Here is a 19,210-nt window from a genome sequence, read left to right on the forward strand (position 1 = left end):
GTCCACATTTCCGACTATAGCACCCGCCCAATCCAGTGTCAATCGCTCCTAAGACGCTTTTTCCATAAAGAAAAAGTTGAAAAATGTCGACTCCGCTTAAACACTGAGTTAGTTAGCACTGCCGAAATATGCTTTATCGATAATTACCCAGCAGGGAGGGGGGTGAAACAAGTGGATTTAAAAATCCACCAATAATCTAAAGTAGTGACCTAGTTTCTAAATATACCAACAAAGAAGGATTAAAAAAAACCCTTGGAGATACTCTACAGCATCTCCAAGAGCTTAAACACTTCAGATTTTTAATGGGCATCCGGATCATACGGAGGGGTTTCTGGAATGCTTGTATCCGTTCCGTATGCATTTACTTCAAACGTAATAATCTTATCGTAGAAAACGTAATCCTTGCGATTTACAAATGGCCCTTTATTATTGGTGTGTTTATTGATACCATACATCATGGTTCCTACCCCATTGGCACGATCTTCATACCAATTAATAAAAGCATTAACTTCAGACATGGATAAGTCGTATTCTCTATCAATGCCATTAATGAGGATAAGACGAAGTAATGCCCGTTCTCCTTCTTGATCCTCACCAGGAGGATTCACAGGAGGATTTCCAGCTTTAGGAGTAGCAATAGCTTCATTTGAATCACTGCTTGTGCCAGCCCCATCAACTGCCGTAACAATATAGTAATATGTAGTACCATTAATAACGTTACTATCCGTGTAGCTGTAAGTATTGCCGGTAACACTACCAATCACCGTGTAAGGGCCGCCTGATACCGTAGCACGTTTAATATTAAAGTTCGTAACGGCATTGTTAGAACTGCTCCAATTTAAAACGACGTTTTTGTTACCAGCCGTGGCTGTCAAATTAACTGGTACCTCCGGAGGCAGTTCCCCGCCTTTTCCAAACACATTCCACTCGTAAATTCTCGAACTGCTTTCCGTACTTTTTAATACAACTGTCGAAACATCTTGCACCGGAGCAGGAAGCACCTGCACCTCATCATTGTCTAATAGATCATATCTTTGCAGCAAGTTATTATTTATATCGTAAAACTCAACCACTGCGGGCTTACTATATTTTGCAATAACTGCTGATATTTCAACCGGGGACCTAAACGTATACCAGACAAGGTCACCGCTGTATATAATTTTACTAGTAGTTGTATTGTTGTCTGTCATCTCTCGAACAGTACCTGTCGGATTGGATATCGATTTGCCTACTTGTAAAGTAACCCCATCAAGCAATCCTCCTGTATACTTCGTTGCCTCAACTTTAATGCTCTTCTCGGGCGAGTTGCTGCTTTCACCTGCCTGGTTTACCGCTGAAACTACATAGTAATAAGTTGTTCCATTTGTCACGGTGTTATCTGAGTACGAGGTTCCTCTAACATTCGCAATCGTGGCATAAGGTCCACCTGGAGAAGTAGCACGCTTTACGTTGTACGATTCCGCTCCATTCGCCGTCCATTCCAGTCTGGCTACCTGATCGCCACCTTGAATCCAAGTGATCGTTGTAGGCAACGGCACAGTTAGTGGGGCCGCGAACACATTCCACTCGTAAATTCTCGAACTGCTTTCCGTACTTTTTAATACAACTGTCGAAACATCTTGCACCGGAGCAGGAAGCACCTGGACTCCATCATTGTCTAGTAGATCATATCTTTGCAGCAAGTTATTATTTATATCGTAAAACTCAACCACCGCAGGCTTACTATATTTTGCAATCACTGCTGATATTTCAACCGGGGACATAAAAGTATGCCAGACAAGGTCACCGCTGTATATAATCTTATTAGTAGTTGTATTGTTGTCTGTCATTTCTCGAACAGTACCGGTCGGACTGGATATCGATTTACCTGTTTGCAAAGTCACCCAATCAAGCAATCCCCCGGTATACTTCGTTGCCTCAACTTTAATACTCTTCTCGGGCGAGTTGCTGCTTTCACCTGCCTGATTTACCGCTGAAACTACATAATAATACGTTGCTCCATTTGTCACGGTGTTATCTGAGTATGAGGCCCCTCTTACATTCGCAATCACGGTATAGGGTCCGCCAGTAGAAGTAGCACGCTTTACATTGTACGATTCCGCTCCATTCGCCGTCCATTCCAGTTTGGCTACCTGATCACCACCTTGAATCCAGTTGATCGTTGTAGGCAACGGCGCAGTTAGTGGGGCTGCAAACACATTCCACTCGTAAACTCTCGAACTGCTCCCCGTATACTTTAATGCAACGGTTGTTACATCTTGTACCGGAGCGGAAAGTGTCTGGACTCCATCACTGCTTAATAGATCATATCTTTGCAGCAAGTTATTATTTATATCGTAAAACTCAACCGTTACAGAATTCGTATATTTTGCAATGACCGCTGAAATCTCAACCGGGGACGTAAAAGTATACCAAGCAAGATTTCCGTTAGTCAGACTCACTGAGGTCGATGGATCATTGTCTGTCAGCTGTGTAGCCGCAGTTGATGATTGCCCTACGGAAGCTCCAATTTGTACCGTCTCACCATCCAGCAGTCCTCCGGTGTACTGACTTGCTGCTTTGGCAACTGATGGGTTAAAAAAAGCCAAACTAATAAACACAGATAACACTAGTAATAAATAACCACTTTTCTTCAATTTTTATCCTCCTGTAGTATTATAATGGTTCTTTCATACCAGTAACTTAACACTTTATCCCATTATTGTCCATGTATATATTACTAGTTACTATAGTGTTTTGCCTTCATCCTAACAATCCCTTATTACTTATAGATACTATCATTGTTGCAAAACTACGTGTTTCTCTAGGGGGTTAGCTTAGGCAGCCAAAAGTGCAAAAAAAAGACTCCAGGTATTGCGGAGTCCTTTGCTAGCTGTCTCAAATCGTTAATTGGATATCAGAAATTATGTGTCCTTCAAGTAAGTATATATGGCCAAACTGCATTGAAAAGAAGAAGAAGCAGCACCTTCCTCCACTCATGAATATTAGTTATCAATTGTATACCGTATAAATTTTTCGTTAATAATGTCGATATTTTCCCTATTATTCTCTATCGCCCATGCAACATCCTTTTTTATAACCTTTGCAGGATTTCCAGCAATAATACAGTTGTTAGGGAATACCTTTTTACTAGACTATGAGCACCTACGATACTTCCACTGCCAATCTTTGCTCCGTAAAAACAGCTACATTTTGCACCGAACCAGACGTGATCTTCTATGATTATGTTCTTTTTATATTGTTCACTTAAAGAAGAGTTTATATTTTCACCAGTGTGAATATCAAAAATAGAATGGCCGTCAGTAGAACGTATTAAACAATCTTTACTAAAAATACATTCTTCTCCTATATCAATAAATGTTAGAGTATTTGCGACAATCCAATAACGACAACCAAATTCAGAGTTTGATCCGATTCTGATTTGAGCCTCTTTACCACATGTTAGTTCACCATCATTATTAAATAAACAATTGTCTCCTATAGTAACTTTACTATCAGGTCAAAAATGCCATTTTGTATTCATCTTTATAATTGTGCTATCTCCAATAGATAAATCCACACCATCTTCACAATATACTTTTACATTTTCTTCAAAAGTCGTTAATCTTCCAATTTTAACGCTAGCATTGTAACCCCTGAATATAACTCTCGCTTCACCGATATCACCGTCTATAGTATTTCCGTAAATATCTGAATAATAATGGTTATCTAAATGATCCTGAGTGACTGTCATCGGATTATGAAATGATAGGCGTTATCGCTTTTTCTTTAAAACCGTATTCATTCAATATGTCAATTATAGACTCATGATACTTTAGTGCTACAACTACAAAAATATCGTCAGTTTTACTGTCAATATCTTTTACGTTCCTTGCATTCGACCATTTACTAGATTTGTGTTTATATCGATATAAAACTCTGCCATAATCCCATGTTCTTCGAAAAGAATTTTTGCTAAGTTATCACCTAAATCACTCTTTCCTCAGATTACTACTTTTCTATTATTTTAGTTTTGAACTGTACGTTCCACAAAATACTCAATAATATATTTCTTCCTTATTATCCCCATCCGGATTTTCTATTGACTCAGATGTTAATTTCCATACTTTTTATAAGGCGCTGGAACATTTCGATTAACCTCACTTCAGCAGACCAACCTAATTTACTTAAACTAGAAGTGTCCAAGCATATCTTTATAGTTGGATTATACCCATGATTGTTGCTATCTTCCAATTTAAATTCAATCTCCGTCTGTGTACCAAAAGAGACTGCTAACTCGGCCATTTCTTTAATAGAAATTGCGGTTTCCATATTTGCCACATTATACGCTGATCCTGGAACGCCTCTTAACAGGATATAAAATAACGCCCTGACTGCATCACTGGTGTAACAATAATTTCTAACAGTCTCACCTGTTGTATGCAACACAATATTTTTCTTTTCAATTACACTTCTGGCGAACTGAGCAAAGACTCTATTATCATTATAGGAAACTCCCGCTCCAAATGTTTGTGTGAGTCTAGCAATTTTAACTGGAAGACCAAATTCTGAAGAAAATCCGCAGCAAAGATTCTCAGCCATTTTTTTACTCTCTGAATAACTACTTCTTATGGATAAGGGATCTATAAATCCACCACAATCTTCTGAAATCGGCAGGTCAGAATTGAGATTGCCATACATCTCAAGAGAGGACATATATACCATTCCAGAGACATTGTTTAATCTGGCAAGCTCGAGTACATTATATGTTCCATTGATGGCCGTAATAATTGTCTCGACTGGATGAGTAACAAACGATTTAGAAGAAGTAATACTCGCCCCATGGATGATATAATCAATGAATTCAGGAATATGAGGAATGCTAAGAACATCACCAACAATAATTTGTAAATGATCATCTAATAGCAAGTCACCAAAAGTTGCCTGCGCCTTATTATAATTTCGTACTAATGCAAACACAGAAATATTAAATTGGTAGCATCTATTCAAACACATTAAGGACTTAACAATTATTGATCCTAATAAGCCACTTGCCCCTGTTATGAAAAAAACCTTATTTTTTATTTCAAAAAATTTACTAAGGTCTTGACTAACGCGTTCTATATCAGTTTGCAATATGTTGTCATTTGGAGATTCCAATAACATCTTATCATCTCACAATCCAAATATTTGGGAATTTTCACGAGCCTCGTATATTGCTCTGAATATATAATAGTCATAAGGTGTTGTTATTTTTATATTTTCAATAGGCCCATCGACAGTGTGCAGTTTGCATCCGTAATGCATCATTAAAGATGCCGAATCAACGGTGTTCAGATTATTATCTTGTATAGCTTTTTCATGTACCGAGATAATGTCGCTTAAATAGAAGCTCTGAGGAGCTTTTGCAATTTTTGCATAATTACGATTTTGAATATCTACAACTTCATTATTATCGTCTGTACTAATTACAGTTTCAACCGCCTTAGTAACAGTGATTGCTGAACCATATTGTCTAACGGAGGCAATGTTATCGGAAATAAGCCTTTGGTTTATTAATGGTCTAACCCCATCATGGATAAGTACAATAGTCTCACTTGGATTATCACAAGAATCATATATCACCTTAAGTCCATTATATATAGATTGTTGTCCGGTCTCTCCGCCTGGAACAACCCAACGAACCTTTTCAAAAAAATTATGTCTTAATTGTTCTTTCAAATAGTTGATCCAATTTTCACGACAAACTATAGCTATACTATCAATTTCCTGACTATACTCAAAATGCTCTAAGGTATGGATAATAATAGGCTTTCCATGTAAATCTAAAAATTGTTTTGGTTTTGATCTGCTATTCATTCTGGACCCTGTGCCACCCGCAAATATTAATGCAGTTGTAGTCATATCGATGGATTCCCCTCTAACATTCAATTGCCTTTACTTCTCATTAATTCGCTTGGTTCAATCAATGAATAACTAGAACAAGGTATATGACTTGTCCTTTTTTCTTCGGTTGGAGGTGTCATGTAGTCGTCGTATATTGATTTCAAATACCAATCAAAATTTGTGAACCCCCAAAATTCATAGCCTTCAAACTCATAATCACTTAGTGAATAAAATAACTCTCTCGGAAATCCATATGAGTGCTTTTTGGGATGGGGCGAGCACATATGGCGAACAAGAAGAGAATTGTCATTTTTATTGCAAATTCTGGCGATTTCATCCCTAAGGTAAAACAGCCTGTCCTTGCTGATTTTAGATAAAGCTCGGTAAACCACACGAAAAAATGGATTTGGGTGTACTTTTTTCCCTACTTCAGACCATAGTGACTTTCGGATACAAAAACACAAAAACTTGTGAACAATACGGCCAACTGATGAATCTGGAACACTATCCAGCGTAAATATATCTATAAATACACCATTTTGTGATTGAAGGTGTTCATGACCAGCACGAACATATGAAGTACCTCGCCTAAGCATTCTTGCATAGCCCCATCTGTAATATCTATCTGTCTCGTAATCCTGTAAGAAAAAAATAGAGTGATTTAGTTCCTTTTTGCAGATCATTTTAAACTTCTCATAGTCTTTTCTTAGAATAACTATATCTGCATCCGGATCCCAAGGAATAAAACCTTTATGACGAACCGCTCCTAAAAACGTTCCCCCATCTAATGAATATTTAATATCATGTTTTCGGCAAATACGATCAAATTCAATCAGCATTTCCAACATATTCATTTGCATTTTTCGTAACTCATCCGTCGAAAGTTCTATGGATTGAATATCACTTTTCATTGAATATCTCATAATAGTCCGTATACCTTAAAAATTTATATTTCAACGAATTCCGTTTTATTTTTGACAAGAAACCCTCTGATTTTTTTTCCTTTAAAGAAATCGGATGCAAAATCATGAGCAGCTTCAGGAACAATAAAATAAACAATCTCGTCGTCATCCAGATCGGGAATATCCTTTGATGTTAAAATTGGATACCCTTCATATTCACCCATACAATACTCATCTATTACGGCTGATAATTTCCAATTAGGAAAATGGTCAGAAATTACATGATGTAAATTCATGGTTTCTGCCCGCATACCCCATATCGCATATTTTACACTCTCTGTATTGCTAGCAATTTGTTTTAAAGAGTTAATGACTTCCTTGTTATATACTGATCTTTTTCTGTCTTCAAGTAGAGAACTACAATCATAGAGAAGGTGGTTCTCTTCAAACGCTTTCTGTATTCTGTAGATAAATTGCCTTTTGATAATTTCTTTGTCTTCCTCATAGTCAATTGGATCGGGGTTCCAATTAATCTCACCAAAGTCGCTTGGTGTATAAAGAGGCAAGTACTTATCAATCCAAGAAAATCTCCCATCAAAGTTTTCGCTAACCAGGATCACTGGGATTCCCAAAGCCATGCATGGAGCAGCAACATGCAATCGCGAAGTAACTACAAGATTAGCATCATTCTCATAGAGCTTTAGTTGATTGACACCTAATTGATAATAGTTCTGTTCCTCTTCGTCAGTAAGATAAATATCCTCAGAACTCCGAGGAATATAAGGCATATGTGTAACAAACTCTGCATTAACCATAATATTTTGTGGAATATATTCCAGAAGACTCTCGGGGCAGTCAACAAAATAGTTTTTTCCACTTTGAGGATTCGCCTTTCTTTTCGGTAATGTTGCAGTTACACATCCCGATAAATATGCACGAATATTGTAGCTCCTTAACATTTTCATCGTTTCTTCATCTCTACAACCAATCGGCTCATAGGTCCTCAGTTGTTGTAATAAATCCGGCTCTAACACGCGAGAGTGTAAGTGAAAACTCACAAAAACGGGAATAATTTTATCAGAAACAGGGAGAGAATTATTATGTCTATATTGATCAAAAATCATATTATAGCAATTGAATGGTAAAATAACATAATCTCCGTCATATGATTTAGATGAGTATCTATTGACTTTCACCAGTTCTGATTCAGGGATACCCATTTCTTCATAGATTTTAACCATTGCATAGGATTGAATTGGATCCCCCAAATTTGTCCATTTTATACCACCAGGCCGTACTGTTTTCTTATATGAGATAATTCCGTACTTCATGAGATCCCCCCATAATATCGTTAGCTAAATAGTGTACAATTTCTTCATTAGGTCGTCGAATTCCTGAATTTCAGGTCTAATAAGCTTTAGCTTGGAACAAGGGATATGACTGTTCCTCTTTTCGATAGGCGGGAGTTGCATATAATCACCAAAAGTATTTCTCAGACCTTCTTCATAGTATTTAGAAGCCATAAACTTTTGGCCTTCAAAATCTAAATCTACTGAAAAATAGTTCCATGGTAGTTCACCGTTCAAAACCTTTTCTTCATCTTCTAAAGAAGAACTTCTTGGATACCCCCATTTTGATGGGCTATTGGACGACACTTTATGTGCCATATTTCTATTTAGGATCGTTTGTTTATTTTTATTCCAGCTTATAATCCAGTCCCTAAAGTGAAAAATTATATTTCTGGGGATTAAAGAAAGCGCTCTATACCATTTTCTCAAAAAATAATTAGGGTGCAACTCCTTACCGACTTTAGACCACAGCGCTTTTCGAATTAGAAAACAAAAGAAAGAATGGACTGGTCGGAGTAATTTCGAATCAGGCACGCGATCTGCGCAAATAATATCAATAAAAACACCAGTTTTAGAATTAACTTTTTCATGACCAGCTCTAACAAATTCTGTCTCATTTCGAATTAGTCTTGCATAGTTCCACCGGTAGTTGGAGTCTGTTCTCCACTCCTGAAGAAAGAATCGTCTTGTATCCAACTCATTCTTACATACATCATAAAAATGGTTATAATCAGCTCTGTTCATGGAAATATCCGCATCAGGATCCCAGGGGATAAATCCCTGATGCCTTACTGCGCCAAGTAGGCTCCCGCCTATTAATCTATATGGTATGTGATGTTTCCTACAGATTCTATCGACTTCAATTAACATTTCTAATTGAATCAACTGTATTTGTCTACGCTCTGCTGGGGTGATATTAATGTTCGTTGTAACCCTTTCCTCTTTCACGATTTCACCCCACTAAACTAACGACGTGTTCATTTATCTTTTGTCCGCAGGTACCATCAATATTGACGAGAGAATTTCTCAAATCATTAATTCGTTCGTCCTTCAACTTGTCTACTTCGTTTATAACCATTTTGCAGAATTCCTCAATACTACAACCATCATAGAAAAAGTAACAAGAAAAATGGTCAAAAACACAGGTTCGTTCTTTCCTAAGCTCACTCTTCCCATTTAGTATTAACACCGGCTTCTCAGTTGCAATGTATTGACGCGCCCACGAACTTAAATCACTAATCATCCCATCAGTAACCATTGTTGCTGCTTCTGTATTAGCAGATAAATCGACTATAACATTTTCATGTGATTCTAACATGTGAAGTACTTCCTTATAATCCTTATACAAATTCGGTTTCATCGAAGTTACTGTCGTTTCCAATAAGGGATGTGGCCTCCAAATGAGGGTCAATTCATCGAATGATAAAATGGTCGAAACTCTTTCTTTTAATTTTTCTAAATATTGCGGGTCATTTAAAAAAGGACCTAAAGTGCTGTTTAAAACAATCGACTTTTTCCCTTTTAATTTCGCCTCCCAAGCTTCAGGAACGTTCACATGGTTAATATCTAAGTTAGCAACGGCATCCATTTTGGGGGAACCAAGTACCAGAAGTTTCTTTTCATCAACGCCACACTCAACGTAAAGTTGTTTATGTGTACTGGACTGCACTACAATTTTATCAACTGAATTTACACAAGAAGTCAGATGCTTTTGTGCAAAGGAAGGAATATCTTTATACGCACCTGAAGTAAAATAAGGCACGTAAACAAGCATATTAGTATAATGCTTAAGGTTATAAGAATAAAATCTCGGATCCACCGAAGTCACACGATTTGCGTCATCGTATGGATTATGAATATAAATGATATCCGGAAGGGTTTTACTCAAATCATAATCATCGTAATGGACGATTGGTACATTGTCCGGGAATTGTCTACCCTCATAATGAATTGCGGCAACGGTTCTATCTGGATTTCTGTCATAATAGGGGATTGGTACAACCACTGCATTACATCTTTCATCATTATTAGCAGCTAACCAGATGCTTTCCAGGCTATCCCACATGCTCGATTTATAGGGCATGAATACAACTTCGATTTTAACCTCGGGCTCCTGAGTAAGTTCTGTCTCTAATTTCTGAAGTAATATTCTAAATTTGTCTGCTATTTCATCGACCGGTTGCCCTAATGATATTTTTCCGTAAATAGTCTCGAGCAAACTTTGCAGCTCAACAATGAATGTATGATAGAAGTTAAATCGTTCATCCGACAGCCCCGCTTCGAGATTATCGGAAATAAAATTAAAAGTGGTGAAACAATCACTAAGAACCACGCCTACTTGTTGTGATTGCGAAGTTACTGCGTAGTTAACCCCTTCTAAAATTGTTTGAAAAATCTCAATAATTTGTTTCTGGACTTGCTTTCTCATGGTGAGCCTCCGTTTTATATCAAATAAATAGTCTCACTATATATATCGACATTTATGAAGATTAAAGTAATGCCTTTTTCAGCAATACATAAGCTTACAATTATTTAGCCAAAAAACTGTTATTAAACAGTTGAGATACTACCTCACACAAGCGAACCTTAATAAGAATTGCTGTCTATCGATTTGATTCTTTCAGCAGCTGGAGAATAGCCTGATTGGACCGCCATTTTATAATATTCAACGGCCTTTTTCGCTTCCCCAATCGCTTCATAATAAACCCCTAAATTATAATAAGCTCTGTAACTGCCTACCCCATGCACAGTCTCATATTTTGAAGTATCCGCTTCTCCCAAATGAATGCAGTATTCAAAAGTCTCTCGAATTTGCTCTATTTGATTAATGTCTTTTAATTCCATTAGGACTATGCCATAAACAAAATAAATATCAGTAAAATCAGGATATAGATCAGTGCATACCTCAACTATAGAAAGGATTTTATCGAATTCCTTAGTCTTCAACAAGGAGTATACGTAACTGACCAGTAAATTTGGTAAGTAAGGTGGCAAATCATTTTTGCCAACTACTAAATCTATGGCCTGTTGGAATTGCGAATTAGCCTTTAAATATTTTTCAGCTACATAATTAGTCTTCCCCAGTTGATACCAAATATATGGATTATCGGGATGATCACTAAGTTCAAGTGTTAATAAATCAAGATTTCTTTTTATTTTATTCTGATCCATAATCACTTCTTTCGAATATCCCGAATGAAAAAGTTCAACCCCTGTCGAAATTACTCTAGGCGGATCACCATCTATTTTGGTTATCTGTTCATGTATCCTGCCCGTATATTTCATCGTCTTATCATTAGGCATCAGACGTGCTATTTCAATAACACCAGTTTCACCATTACCAAGCTGGTTAACCTGCCTTACTCTTCCAGCTGACCCATTCGGCTCAGCACAATACTTCATTAATAGAGGGAGACTTTCTGGATTCAACATCTCATCAGCGTCCATCATTAAAATAACAGATTGGCTTGCCTTGGAGATTGCAAAATTTCTAGCTGCACTAAAATCATTGATCCATTGAAACTCATAGACATTTGAGGTGTATTTTAGAGCAATCTCTTTTGTTTCATCGATCGATCCTGTATCAACAACGATAATTTCCCTTACATATTTACTAACAGAGCTTAAACAGCTTTCTATGCAACTTGCTTCATTTTTAACGATCATACAGACGGATATTGAGAGCATGCATAATTCCCCTTTTACAATAATTTATGTCTTAATTAGACGATAAAGAGGGTGCCCTTAGACATCCCTCTTTATAATAAACCATTATTTAATTATTTGTATTCAAACGATACAATATTACTTACTTGTCCGTCTGGATTCACTACTTGCAGATCTACAATACCTTTAGTCCCGGCAGGAGTAATAATTCTAAAACGTTTTGCCGTATAAAACATGTTAATTGTTACTTGCTTTGAGCCAATTAATACAACAGAGTTTTTATTAAATCCTGTTCCATCGATATAAACTATCGTTCCTCCTCCTGCAGGTCCCGATGCTGGAGATATAGCAGTAATCACGGGCGCTACAGCGGCTGGAGGTGCGTTATAAGTATATGTCGTTGAAGCACTCGTGCCTGATGGAAGAGTAAGGACTACACTTACAGTTCCGGCATCCGCTCTAGAAGGTGCGATGAAGCGAATTCGGCTTGAACTGTAATATTGATCAATTGGAACGACATTATCATCAACGGTGAGTATCATATTGGGGTCAAAGTTCTTGCCATCAATATATATGATATCCCCTCCAGCCAGCGGACCATTATTAGGTGAAATATTAGTAATCGTCGGCGTAACAGTCTGATAGGTGAATCCACCAATAATCTCAACACTTTGGTCGTCTGGATTAGTAAGAATAATGTCCACCGGACCACTTGTCGCAGATGCTGGAGAAATAACTCTAATTCTTGATGTACTGTAGTAAGTTACCTCAACATCCGTTGAACCTATTTTTGCGGTCACGCCATTCTGAATGTCTTTCCCGTCAATATAAATTATCGTGCCCCCTGTAGTCGGACCGCTACTTGGGGTAACTGCGGTCACAGAAGGTGGTTTTTTAGGTGGCGGTGCCAAGTAGGTATAGCCGTCGGTGAGAATTGCTTCTTTACTGTCCGGATTAATAACTTTAAGATCAACCACTCCTGCTGCCGTAGAAGCTGGCGCAATAAATCGGAATCTCTTTGCAGTGTAGAAGGTATCCATAGGTACTTCAGTATCCCCAACATACACCACTAAACCCTTCTGAAAACCAGTACCATCAACATAAACGATTTCTCCGCCTTTCAACTGGCCAGAATTAGGCGAAACATTTGTAATTGACGGTGCCGGAAGGACAGGAGGAGTCTCGTAAGTATATCCACCAGTTAGAGTCGCAGATTTCCCATCTGGATTAGTTACTGTGATATCTACGGAGCCAGAAGTAGTTGAAGCAGGAGCAACAACTCTGATACGGGAACTGGAGTAATACGTATTGATCGGAACTTCGGTACTGCCAAAGTAAACTTTTGCTGAAGGATCAATTAGTTGACCCTCGATATAAACAACTTCTCCTCCAGCCATCTTTCCGGTATTGGGTGTAACTGTCGTAATACTGAGAGTTGGTATAATTTCCTCGTCATAAATAAAACCATTAGGAATCACAAGTTTGGTTCCATCAGGATTTTCTAAGGTAATATCTACTGGTCCTGAGTTTGTTGCTTTAGGTGTGGTGGCACTAATATATCCAGAATTATAATAATTTACTGTCCCTGCGTTATCACCGAATTTCACAGTTATTCCCTTCGCAAAATAGCTGCCATAGAAAAATACAACAGTCCCCCCTTTGTAGGGGCCGGAATTCGGTGTATAACTTGTCACCACAGGGTCAGCTTTGTAAGTGTAACCTGCTGTAGCAAACTGACCATCGTCATTTGTTACTTTAACAGTAGTCTTACCTTGCGTCCCTGCTATAGCAGTAACTACTAACTGTTGATCATTTACATATTGAACGCTTGAAGCGAATTTACTTCCAAACATTACTGTTGCATTAGGGCGGAAATGTTCACCGTTGATTGTCACAGTCTCTCCGCCATTTGGATGGCCAAAGTCCTTGTCAACAGATGTAATTGTTGGAGCAAGGTGAGTGACGGTTAATGAGGCGTTTGGTATGGCTTTGGTTCGGTTAGCACCAGCATAATCTTTGTAAGTGATCTCGGACGAAGAAGAGGATACCTTAAAAGTGCCAGCTTTAGATTTATCTTTTGGCCTAATCTTATATTTAAACTGCAGGTTTTTGTCTTTTAGTTCAAGAAAGCTCCAGGTTAATGTATTACCATTAACTGTTGGTTGAGGAATGTTGTTTATGTAACTGTCCGGAACTATCTCAAATTCAGAAGAAACCTTCTCATTTACAACTACATTATAGGCACTTGCTACCCCAATTTCTTTAACAATTGCAGCATAAATGTCGGATAGCCCCGTAGAACCTAGAACAAAGTGATGGTGGGATTCGGTCGTTGCCATCTGTTTGAGCAAGATATTAGGACCACTCACATCCGGGTTGTCTTTTGACCCTAACAAAGCAATGGTATAGAAAACGATTCCCGCTTCTTTGGCTGCTTGTGCACGATCTATAGCATATTGATATGGATTTTTTTCAGGTTCATTAGCATCCCCGTCAGTCATAATGACGATTACCGGTTGTGCTTCAGGACGATGATTGGTTAAAGCCTCAATCGCTTTATCAATAGCTGCGCCTGTTGCAGTACCTCCGTTAGCCTGCAATGTGTCAATATACGCTTTTGCAGCATTCACATCAGTACTTAGCGGTAATAAGTTGATATTGGATCCCGAGCTATAATCTACAATACCCACTTGATGCTTGCTCATATCCATTAGATCAATAAAGCCTTTGGCTGCACTTTTAGCAGCACTTATCCGGTTATCGTTCGACATACTTCCGGATTTATCAATGATCAAAATGACGTCATTCGGCATCACAATATTTGTTGGTGGTGTTCCTTTAATATTTAGTGTAACTTCAGCCTCACCATCTACAGTGATCGAAGTCGGATTTACGGTCTTACCTGCTGTGACATAATCATTAGTAGCCGCAGCAGCACTATTGCCGCCCCAATTAGCTCCCGTTAGCATTAAAATTAGTGCTAAAGTAAGACCCAGAACCTTTTTCAGCATACACTTTCCTCCCCTTTATAAGGTCATTAACCTTTTTTATCAAAAAAAGCTGAAGCAATTAGAGGGTCAGAAGGATAATATTTTCTAGTCACTTTTTCGCTCTGTTCCATTCTTCCTTTCTCCATCTGCACTAACTGGACAATCTCCACATTCATAGAGTAAATGTCCTCAAGCAATTCTCTTAATTGATCCGTCACAACAAAGTGCCCGTTAGATACTCTTCCGAATAATTCATCCAACTCTTCTTCCTTCTGAAAATAATAGTTTGCGTTATGAGCTTGGATAATTTCATGATAAATCCCCTGAATTTTTAGAAGAAGTTCGAAATCTGAGTCTCTCTCAAACTTGTTCATTTTTGGACGTTCCCTGTCTTTAATGATTTTAAAGCTGCCTTCCATGTGTCTACCATAAGATATCCAAACTCAATAACCTCGTCCAAAATAGTAAGGTCTTGCTGGATGAGGAAATCAGCCAATCTCTTGTTATAGTAGACATACAAGTCATAAAGATTCTGTGAGATTTCATAGTCCATATTCAAAGTAATCATCAATTCATTCAGAATTTCTTTTGCTTTGAAGATTTGCTGTCTCATCAGTTCTGTGGAAGTTTTATCACCAAGCAGTTTTTTTGATACAAGCAGCTTCTTGTAAAACTCTTCGTACAAAATCAAGGTTAATTCTCCAGGGCTTGATGTTTCGACGCGGACATTAAGATAGGTTTGCTGATAGTTTGGTACAGACATGAATATCCCCTCTTACTTCTTTGTATTTCAAAATATATTAATTGCCGAGCTGCTGTGATAGCCAAGAACCTTGACTATTTAGTTTTTGAATCGCCTTTTCCATCGCTGTGAATTGTTTGTAGTATCTGGTTTCAATAGTTACCAATCTATCCTGCATATCATAGATTCTGGTGTTTAATGTTCTTAATTCTTTCCCCATCAGACTATTATCCAAATTTTCTGAAGAACCCGAACCAATTTTTTTAGCAAGCGATGAAATTGCTGCGTCCAGATCCTTCTTAATTCGCTCTGCATAACCTAATTGGGTTTTAGTTCCTCCGGCAGGACTTTGAGTAAAAAGGGCAACTACACCATCCGGATCATTGATCAATGCTGACTTTAATTTTTCAGTATCAATATGCAACTTGCCGTTCTCTAGATAGGCATCCTTTGTATTTTTCGCAGTTCCTATACCAATGTAGGAAAGAGTGTTCTTTCCCTTGTCTAGCCCCTCCACTTCGTTCATGAACGATTGTCTCAAAGTGGTTAGTACAGATTCTAACATGCTATCTCGATACAATATACCTGACTTAGCTTTTGTTTCCCAAAGTTCGATTTGTTTCTCGCTCATTGCCTCTTTCTGTTCATCGGTTAACGGAGTATAATCTCGATTTTTCTTTTCATCGAGCTTTCCTCTTACTTTATCGATCAATTCATTATACTTTTCAACAAAAGCAGTAATTTTGTCAACCATACCTTGAACATCTCTAGATGCTTCAACTGTAACCGCAGATGTTGATGTTCCTTTAAGAAAAAAACTGACACCATTCATTGTGAATGAATTGTTTGGCATGGTCATTACCGTACCGTTCATTTCAACGATGGCATCTTTCCCGGCTTGAAAAGTAATTGCCTTTCCATCTGATCCAACCAATCCAAATTTACTAGCTAGAACTCCAGTTGAATCCTCAATATTGATTTCAGACTTTTCCCCGGTCTGTTTTGAAGTAAGAAAAAGTCTTCCGTTAGTTTGATCGAAACTAGCAGTAACTTCGGCACCAGACTTATTAATATCATCGATGACCGATTGCATAGTTGAGGTAGAAGTGACTTTAATGGGCTTTCCATTTATTTTGAATTCAATATCTGTTCCTGTTAGTCCCGCAGCGTTCAAATCAATGCCCGAGCCCATGGCCTGACCAGCAATTGTCGCAGATGCTGCTAATTGATTTACTTTTATAGAGTAACTATTTGCTGTAGTTGAACCATCGTTAGACTGTACGGTAACAACACTATTATCACTAGATGCTACAGAAGTTTTATTAAAATTACTTTCCAGCCGCAATCCATCAGCCAAAGTTCTAAGTGAAGAGTATAATGTGTTAACTTCCCGGTAAGAATCCCGCTTCCAAATAGTTAACTGCTTTTGTTGGTTCAATTTATTTAACGGATACTTCTCAACCGTCATAAGTTGTTTGATAATTGCATCTGTATCTAATCCGGAAGCAATGCCACTAAACCGGATACCACTAATATTGTTCATCCAATTCGCCTCCTTTACTTATTCTAATTTTTTATCAACAAAAATACCCATTTGCTGGCAGAGGTTGTAGACCAAGTCAACCATCTTTTCCGGCGGAATTTCTTTAATCACTTCATTTGTGGCAGAATCCACCAACTTAACCATGATCTGGCGAGTTTTGTCATGTATTGAAAATTGGACTCTGGTATCACTTTTTCCGACGATTTGATTCGCCTTGTCCACAAGTCCCTTAAGATCCTTCTCACTAACCTGGTGTTGGCCACCGATAATCGGTATTTCTGAGCTGATCTGAGCTTCCTGATTACTAACACCTGACATAGCCTGAAGGGTGGTCTGGGATAGAGCTTTATGCTCAATTCTCATATATTCAATCTCCCTTCATCAAGCACATATATTAAAGAACCGACCGGTATCCCGGCCGGTTCTTCGAAACCAATCGAACCAATTAACGAAGCAATTGAAGAATGCCTTGAGGTGCTTGGTTCGCCTGAGCCAACATTGCAGTAGCAGCCTGCTGCAGAATGTTGTTCTTCGTGTATTCCGACATTTCTTTAGCCATATCTGTATCACGAACACGGGATTCAGCAGCTTGTAAATTCTCGGAAGTAGTTCCCAGGTTGTTAATAGTATGCTCAAGACGGTTTTGAACAGCACCAAGGTTGGATCTCAGTTCAGAAACTTTGTCAATTGCACTTTGAACCTTAGTCAAACTTGCTTTAGCAGTAGCGTTTTTTCCATCAAGAGGATCCATGCCTGTAAGACCAATTGCAGCTGCATCTGCCGCTGCCAATGTAAGTGTAATGGTTTCATCTTCATTAGCACCAACTTGGAATGTAACATCTGGAATACTACCATCTAGCAATTTCTTGGTATTGAACTGTGTTTGTGTAGAGATGTCATTAATTTGATTAGTCAACTCATTGAGTTCAGATTGGATTTTGGCTGAATCCGCAGAAGTCAAAGTTTCGTTAGCTGCTTGTGTGTAAAGTTCAGACATACGTTGCAACATTGCATGAGTTTCGTTCAATGCACCTTCAGCAGTTTGGATCAAGGAAATACCATCTAGAGCATTCTTGGAAGATTGCTCCAATCCACGAATCTGGTTACGCATTTTTTCGGAAATTGCCAGACCAGCAGCATCGTCAGCTGCACGGTTAATACGATAGCCGGAAGACAACTTCTCGAGGTTTTTGCTTTGTGAATTGTTGTTGAAAGTCAGTTGACGCTGAGTGTTGTAAGAACTGATATTGTGGTTAATACGCATTTAGAATTCCTCCTTGGAATGTGTTGGTGATTCGCATCCATGCTTCACCCATTTGTGATCGAGACATAGCGTTCGGCCGTCACTGCCATGTCTTTCGACCAATACTATATTTATCGGAAACTTTACTCTATTGTTTATAGCAGAATATTAATTTTCTAAATAAATTAATTAATTCTTTTCTCTTGGAATGACCATCTGCAAAATCTTTTGTATATCTTCATCGAATTCAATTGCATCTTGATTCTGTTTCTTAATAGCTTCATATATTTCTTCACGATATATAGTTACATTTGCAGGAGCCTCAATGCCAATTCTGACCTGATCACCGTTAACTTCAATAACGGAAAGAACAATATTATCATTTATCATAATTTTCTGCCCTTTACTTCTTGACAGAATCAGCATCAATATCAGCTCCCTTCTTCTCTCTGAACAACGGCTGCTGTGTCACATAATCTCTATGATCCAAGACAATCTGTGCTGCACTATTGCGAGATTTATTAATAACGATAGGTGCCTTTAAATTGCAAGATATATCATCCGAAGATCGGACCGTAACGATAACCAACACCATTATATCGGACTCATCAGTAACGGCTAACATTTCAACCCAATATGGTTCCAGTTGAAATTCATAATCAGGAAAAAACACAAAGGGATCCGTAACAATAAAACTCAGATCTTCATTTTCAGCAGACTGCAAAAATTCAAAAGGACTCTTCTTATCTTCCGATTGAAGCAAGATATAATTTTTCAAATCTCCGAATCCCAATATTGGACTCTTAAATACGATCATTTGGTTGTTATCTATATCGATTTGACCGAATCTATTTGTATTGATAATCATGGTTGCTCCTCCTTCATTAAAAAGAATAGCTATAATGAAACT

Annotated in this window: 17 protein-coding genes; all 17 read right to left on the reverse strand. The window is 38.0% G+C overall.

Translation table 11 applies throughout. The annotated features are described in order from the left end of the window. Positions 1-299: 299 nt before the first annotated feature. Positions 300-2,636 (reverse strand): fibronectin type III domain-containing protein, encoded by a 2,337-nt coding sequence (locus ABEQ74_RS28835; protein WP_430125627.1) that lies wholly within the window; start codon positions 2,634-2,636, stop codon positions 300-302. A 437-nt stretch (positions 2,637-3,073) separates the two neighbouring features. Beyond that, on the reverse strand, positions 3,074-3,481 hold the full coding sequence (locus ABEQ74_RS28840; RefSeq protein ID WP_430125645.1) for an acyltransferase: 408 nt from the start codon (positions 3,479-3,481) through the stop codon (positions 3,074-3,076). Positions 3,482-4,086: 605 nt separating this feature from the next. Next, positions 4,087-5,145 (reverse strand): NAD-dependent epimerase/dehydratase family protein, encoded by a 1,059-nt coding sequence (locus ABEQ74_RS28845; protein ID WP_430125628.1) that lies wholly within the window; start codon positions 5,143-5,145, stop codon positions 4,087-4,089. A 9-nt stretch (positions 5,146-5,154) separates the two neighbouring features. Next, positions 5,155-5,883: an IspD/TarI family cytidylyltransferase gene (locus tag ABEQ74_RS28850; protein WP_430125629.1), complete on the reverse strand. Its 729-nt coding sequence runs from the start codon at positions 5,881-5,883 to the stop codon at positions 5,155-5,157. A gap of 23 nt (positions 5,884-5,906) precedes the next feature. After that, positions 5,907-6,776, reverse strand: a complete 870-nt coding sequence (locus ABEQ74_RS28855) for a LicD family protein (protein WP_430125630.1) — start codon at positions 6,774-6,776, stop codon at positions 5,907-5,909. Positions 6,777-6,811: 35 nt separating this feature from the next. Further along, positions 6,812-8,098, reverse strand: a complete 1,287-nt coding sequence (locus ABEQ74_RS28860) for a polysaccharide pyruvyl transferase family protein (RefSeq protein WP_430125631.1) — start codon at positions 8,096-8,098, stop codon at positions 6,812-6,814. A 24-nt stretch (positions 8,099-8,122) separates the two neighbouring features. Next, positions 8,123-9,064 (reverse strand): LicD family protein, encoded by a 942-nt coding sequence (locus ABEQ74_RS28865; protein WP_430125632.1) that lies wholly within the window; start codon positions 9,062-9,064, stop codon positions 8,123-8,125. A 4-nt stretch (positions 9,065-9,068) separates the two neighbouring features. After that, positions 9,069-10,544 (reverse strand): CDP-glycerol glycerophosphotransferase family protein, encoded by a 1,476-nt coding sequence (locus ABEQ74_RS28870; protein ID WP_430125633.1) that lies wholly within the window; start codon positions 10,542-10,544, stop codon positions 9,069-9,071. A gap of 158 nt (positions 10,545-10,702) precedes the next feature. Beyond that, positions 10,703-11,803 (reverse strand): glycosyltransferase, encoded by a 1,101-nt coding sequence (locus ABEQ74_RS28875; protein WP_430125634.1) that lies wholly within the window; start codon positions 11,801-11,803, stop codon positions 10,703-10,705. 92 nt (positions 11,804-11,895) lie between these two features. Further along, a complete protein-coding gene (locus ABEQ74_RS28880) occupies positions 11,896-14,793 on the reverse strand; it encodes an IPT/TIG domain-containing protein (RefSeq protein ID WP_430125635.1) in 2,898 nt (965 codons plus the stop codon). 26 nt (positions 14,794-14,819) lie between these two features. Beyond that, positions 14,820-15,146 carry a hypothetical protein gene (locus ABEQ74_RS28885; protein ID WP_430125636.1) on the reverse strand — a complete coding sequence of 109 codons (327 nt, stop codon included), beginning with the start codon at positions 15,144-15,146 and terminating at the stop codon, positions 14,820-14,822. Further along, the gene (gene fliS / locus ABEQ74_RS28890; protein WP_430125637.1) at positions 15,143-15,535 is read right to left on the reverse strand and encodes a flagellar export chaperone FliS; all 393 of its coding nucleotides are present in this window, start codon (positions 15,533-15,535) and stop codon (positions 15,143-15,145) included. The genes ABEQ74_RS28885 and fliS overlap by 4 nt, the downstream gene beginning before the upstream one ends. A gap of 37 nt (positions 15,536-15,572) precedes the next feature. Beyond that, the gene (fliD, locus tag ABEQ74_RS28895; protein ID WP_430125638.1) at positions 15,573-17,057 is read right to left on the reverse strand and encodes a flagellar filament capping protein FliD; all 1,485 of its coding nucleotides are present in this window, start codon (positions 17,055-17,057) and stop codon (positions 15,573-15,575) included. 18 nt (positions 17,058-17,075) lie between these two features. Continuing rightward, positions 17,076-17,420, reverse strand: coding sequence for a flagellar protein FlaG (locus ABEQ74_RS28900; RefSeq protein ID WP_430125639.1), 345 nt, complete (start codon positions 17,418-17,420; stop codon positions 17,076-17,078). Positions 17,421-17,502: 82 nt separating this feature from the next. After that, the gene (locus ABEQ74_RS28905; RefSeq protein ID WP_430125640.1) at positions 17,503-18,321 is read right to left on the reverse strand and encodes a flagellin; all 819 of its coding nucleotides are present in this window, start codon (positions 18,319-18,321) and stop codon (positions 17,503-17,505) included. A 168-nt stretch (positions 18,322-18,489) separates the two neighbouring features. Beyond that, complete coding sequence (gene csrA / locus ABEQ74_RS28910; RefSeq protein ID WP_430125641.1) at positions 18,490-18,726, reverse strand: carbon storage regulator CsrA; 237 nt, start codon at positions 18,724-18,726, stop codon at positions 18,490-18,492. Further along, on the reverse strand, positions 18,704-19,210 hold a 507-nt coding region (fliW, locus tag ABEQ74_RS28915; RefSeq protein WP_430125642.1), incomplete at its 5' end, for a flagellar assembly protein FliW. The genes fliW and csrA, both read right to left, overlap by 23 nt.

The sequence above is a fragment of the Paenibacillus solani genome (assembly GCF_050475945.1).
Taxonomy (GTDB): Bacteria; Bacillota; Bacilli; order Paenibacillales; family Paenibacillaceae; genus Paenibacillus_AQ; species Paenibacillus_AQ solani_A.

Excerpts from the sequence above, each read along its gene's own strand:
- ABEQ74_RS28850 (WP_430125629.1), bottom strand. The coding sequence starts at position 5,883 with ATGACTACAACTGCATTAATATTTGCGGGTGGCACAGGGTCCAGAATG.
- ABEQ74_RS28855 (WP_430125630.1), bottom strand. The coding sequence starts at position 6,776 with ATGAAAAGTGATATTCAATCCATAGAACTTTCGACGGATGAGTTACGA.
- ABEQ74_RS28905 (WP_430125640.1), bottom strand. The coding sequence starts at position 18,321 with ATGCGTATTAACCACAATATCAGTTCTTACAACACTCAGCGTCAACTG.
- ABEQ74_RS28880 (WP_430125635.1), bottom strand. The coding sequence starts at position 14,793 with ATGCTGAAAAAGGTTCTGGGTCTTACTTTAGCACTAATTTTAATGCTA.
- fliS (WP_430125637.1), bottom strand. The coding sequence starts at position 15,535 with ATGTCTGTACCAAACTATCAGCAAACCTATCTTAATGTCCGCGTCGAA.
- ABEQ74_RS28870 (WP_430125633.1), bottom strand. The coding sequence starts at position 10,544 with ATGAGAAAGCAAGTCCAGAAACAAATTATTGAGATTTTTCAAACAATT.
- csrA (WP_430125641.1), bottom strand. The coding sequence starts at position 18,726 with ATGCTGATTCTGTCAAGAAGTAAAGGGCAGAAAATTATGATAAATGAT.
- ABEQ74_RS28845 (WP_430125628.1), bottom strand. The coding sequence starts at position 5,145 with ATGTTATTGGAATCTCCAAATGACAACATATTGCAAACTGATATAGAA.
- ABEQ74_RS28860 (WP_430125631.1), bottom strand. The coding sequence starts at position 8,098 with ATGAAGTACGGAATTATCTCATATAAGAAAACAGTACGGCCTGGTGGT.
- ABEQ74_RS28875 (WP_430125634.1), bottom strand. The coding sequence starts at position 11,803 with ATGCTCTCAATATCCGTCTGTATGATCGTTAAAAATGAAGCAAGTTGC.
- ABEQ74_RS28900 (WP_430125639.1), bottom strand. The coding sequence starts at position 17,420 with ATGAGAATTGAGCATAAAGCTCTATCCCAGACCACCCTTCAGGCTATG.
- fliD (WP_430125638.1), bottom strand. The coding sequence starts at position 17,057 with ATGAACAATATTAGTGGTATCCGGTTTAGTGGCATTGCTTCCGGATTA.
- ABEQ74_RS28885 (WP_430125636.1), bottom strand. The coding sequence starts at position 15,146 with ATGAACAAGTTTGAGAGAGACTCAGATTTCGAACTTCTTCTAAAAATT.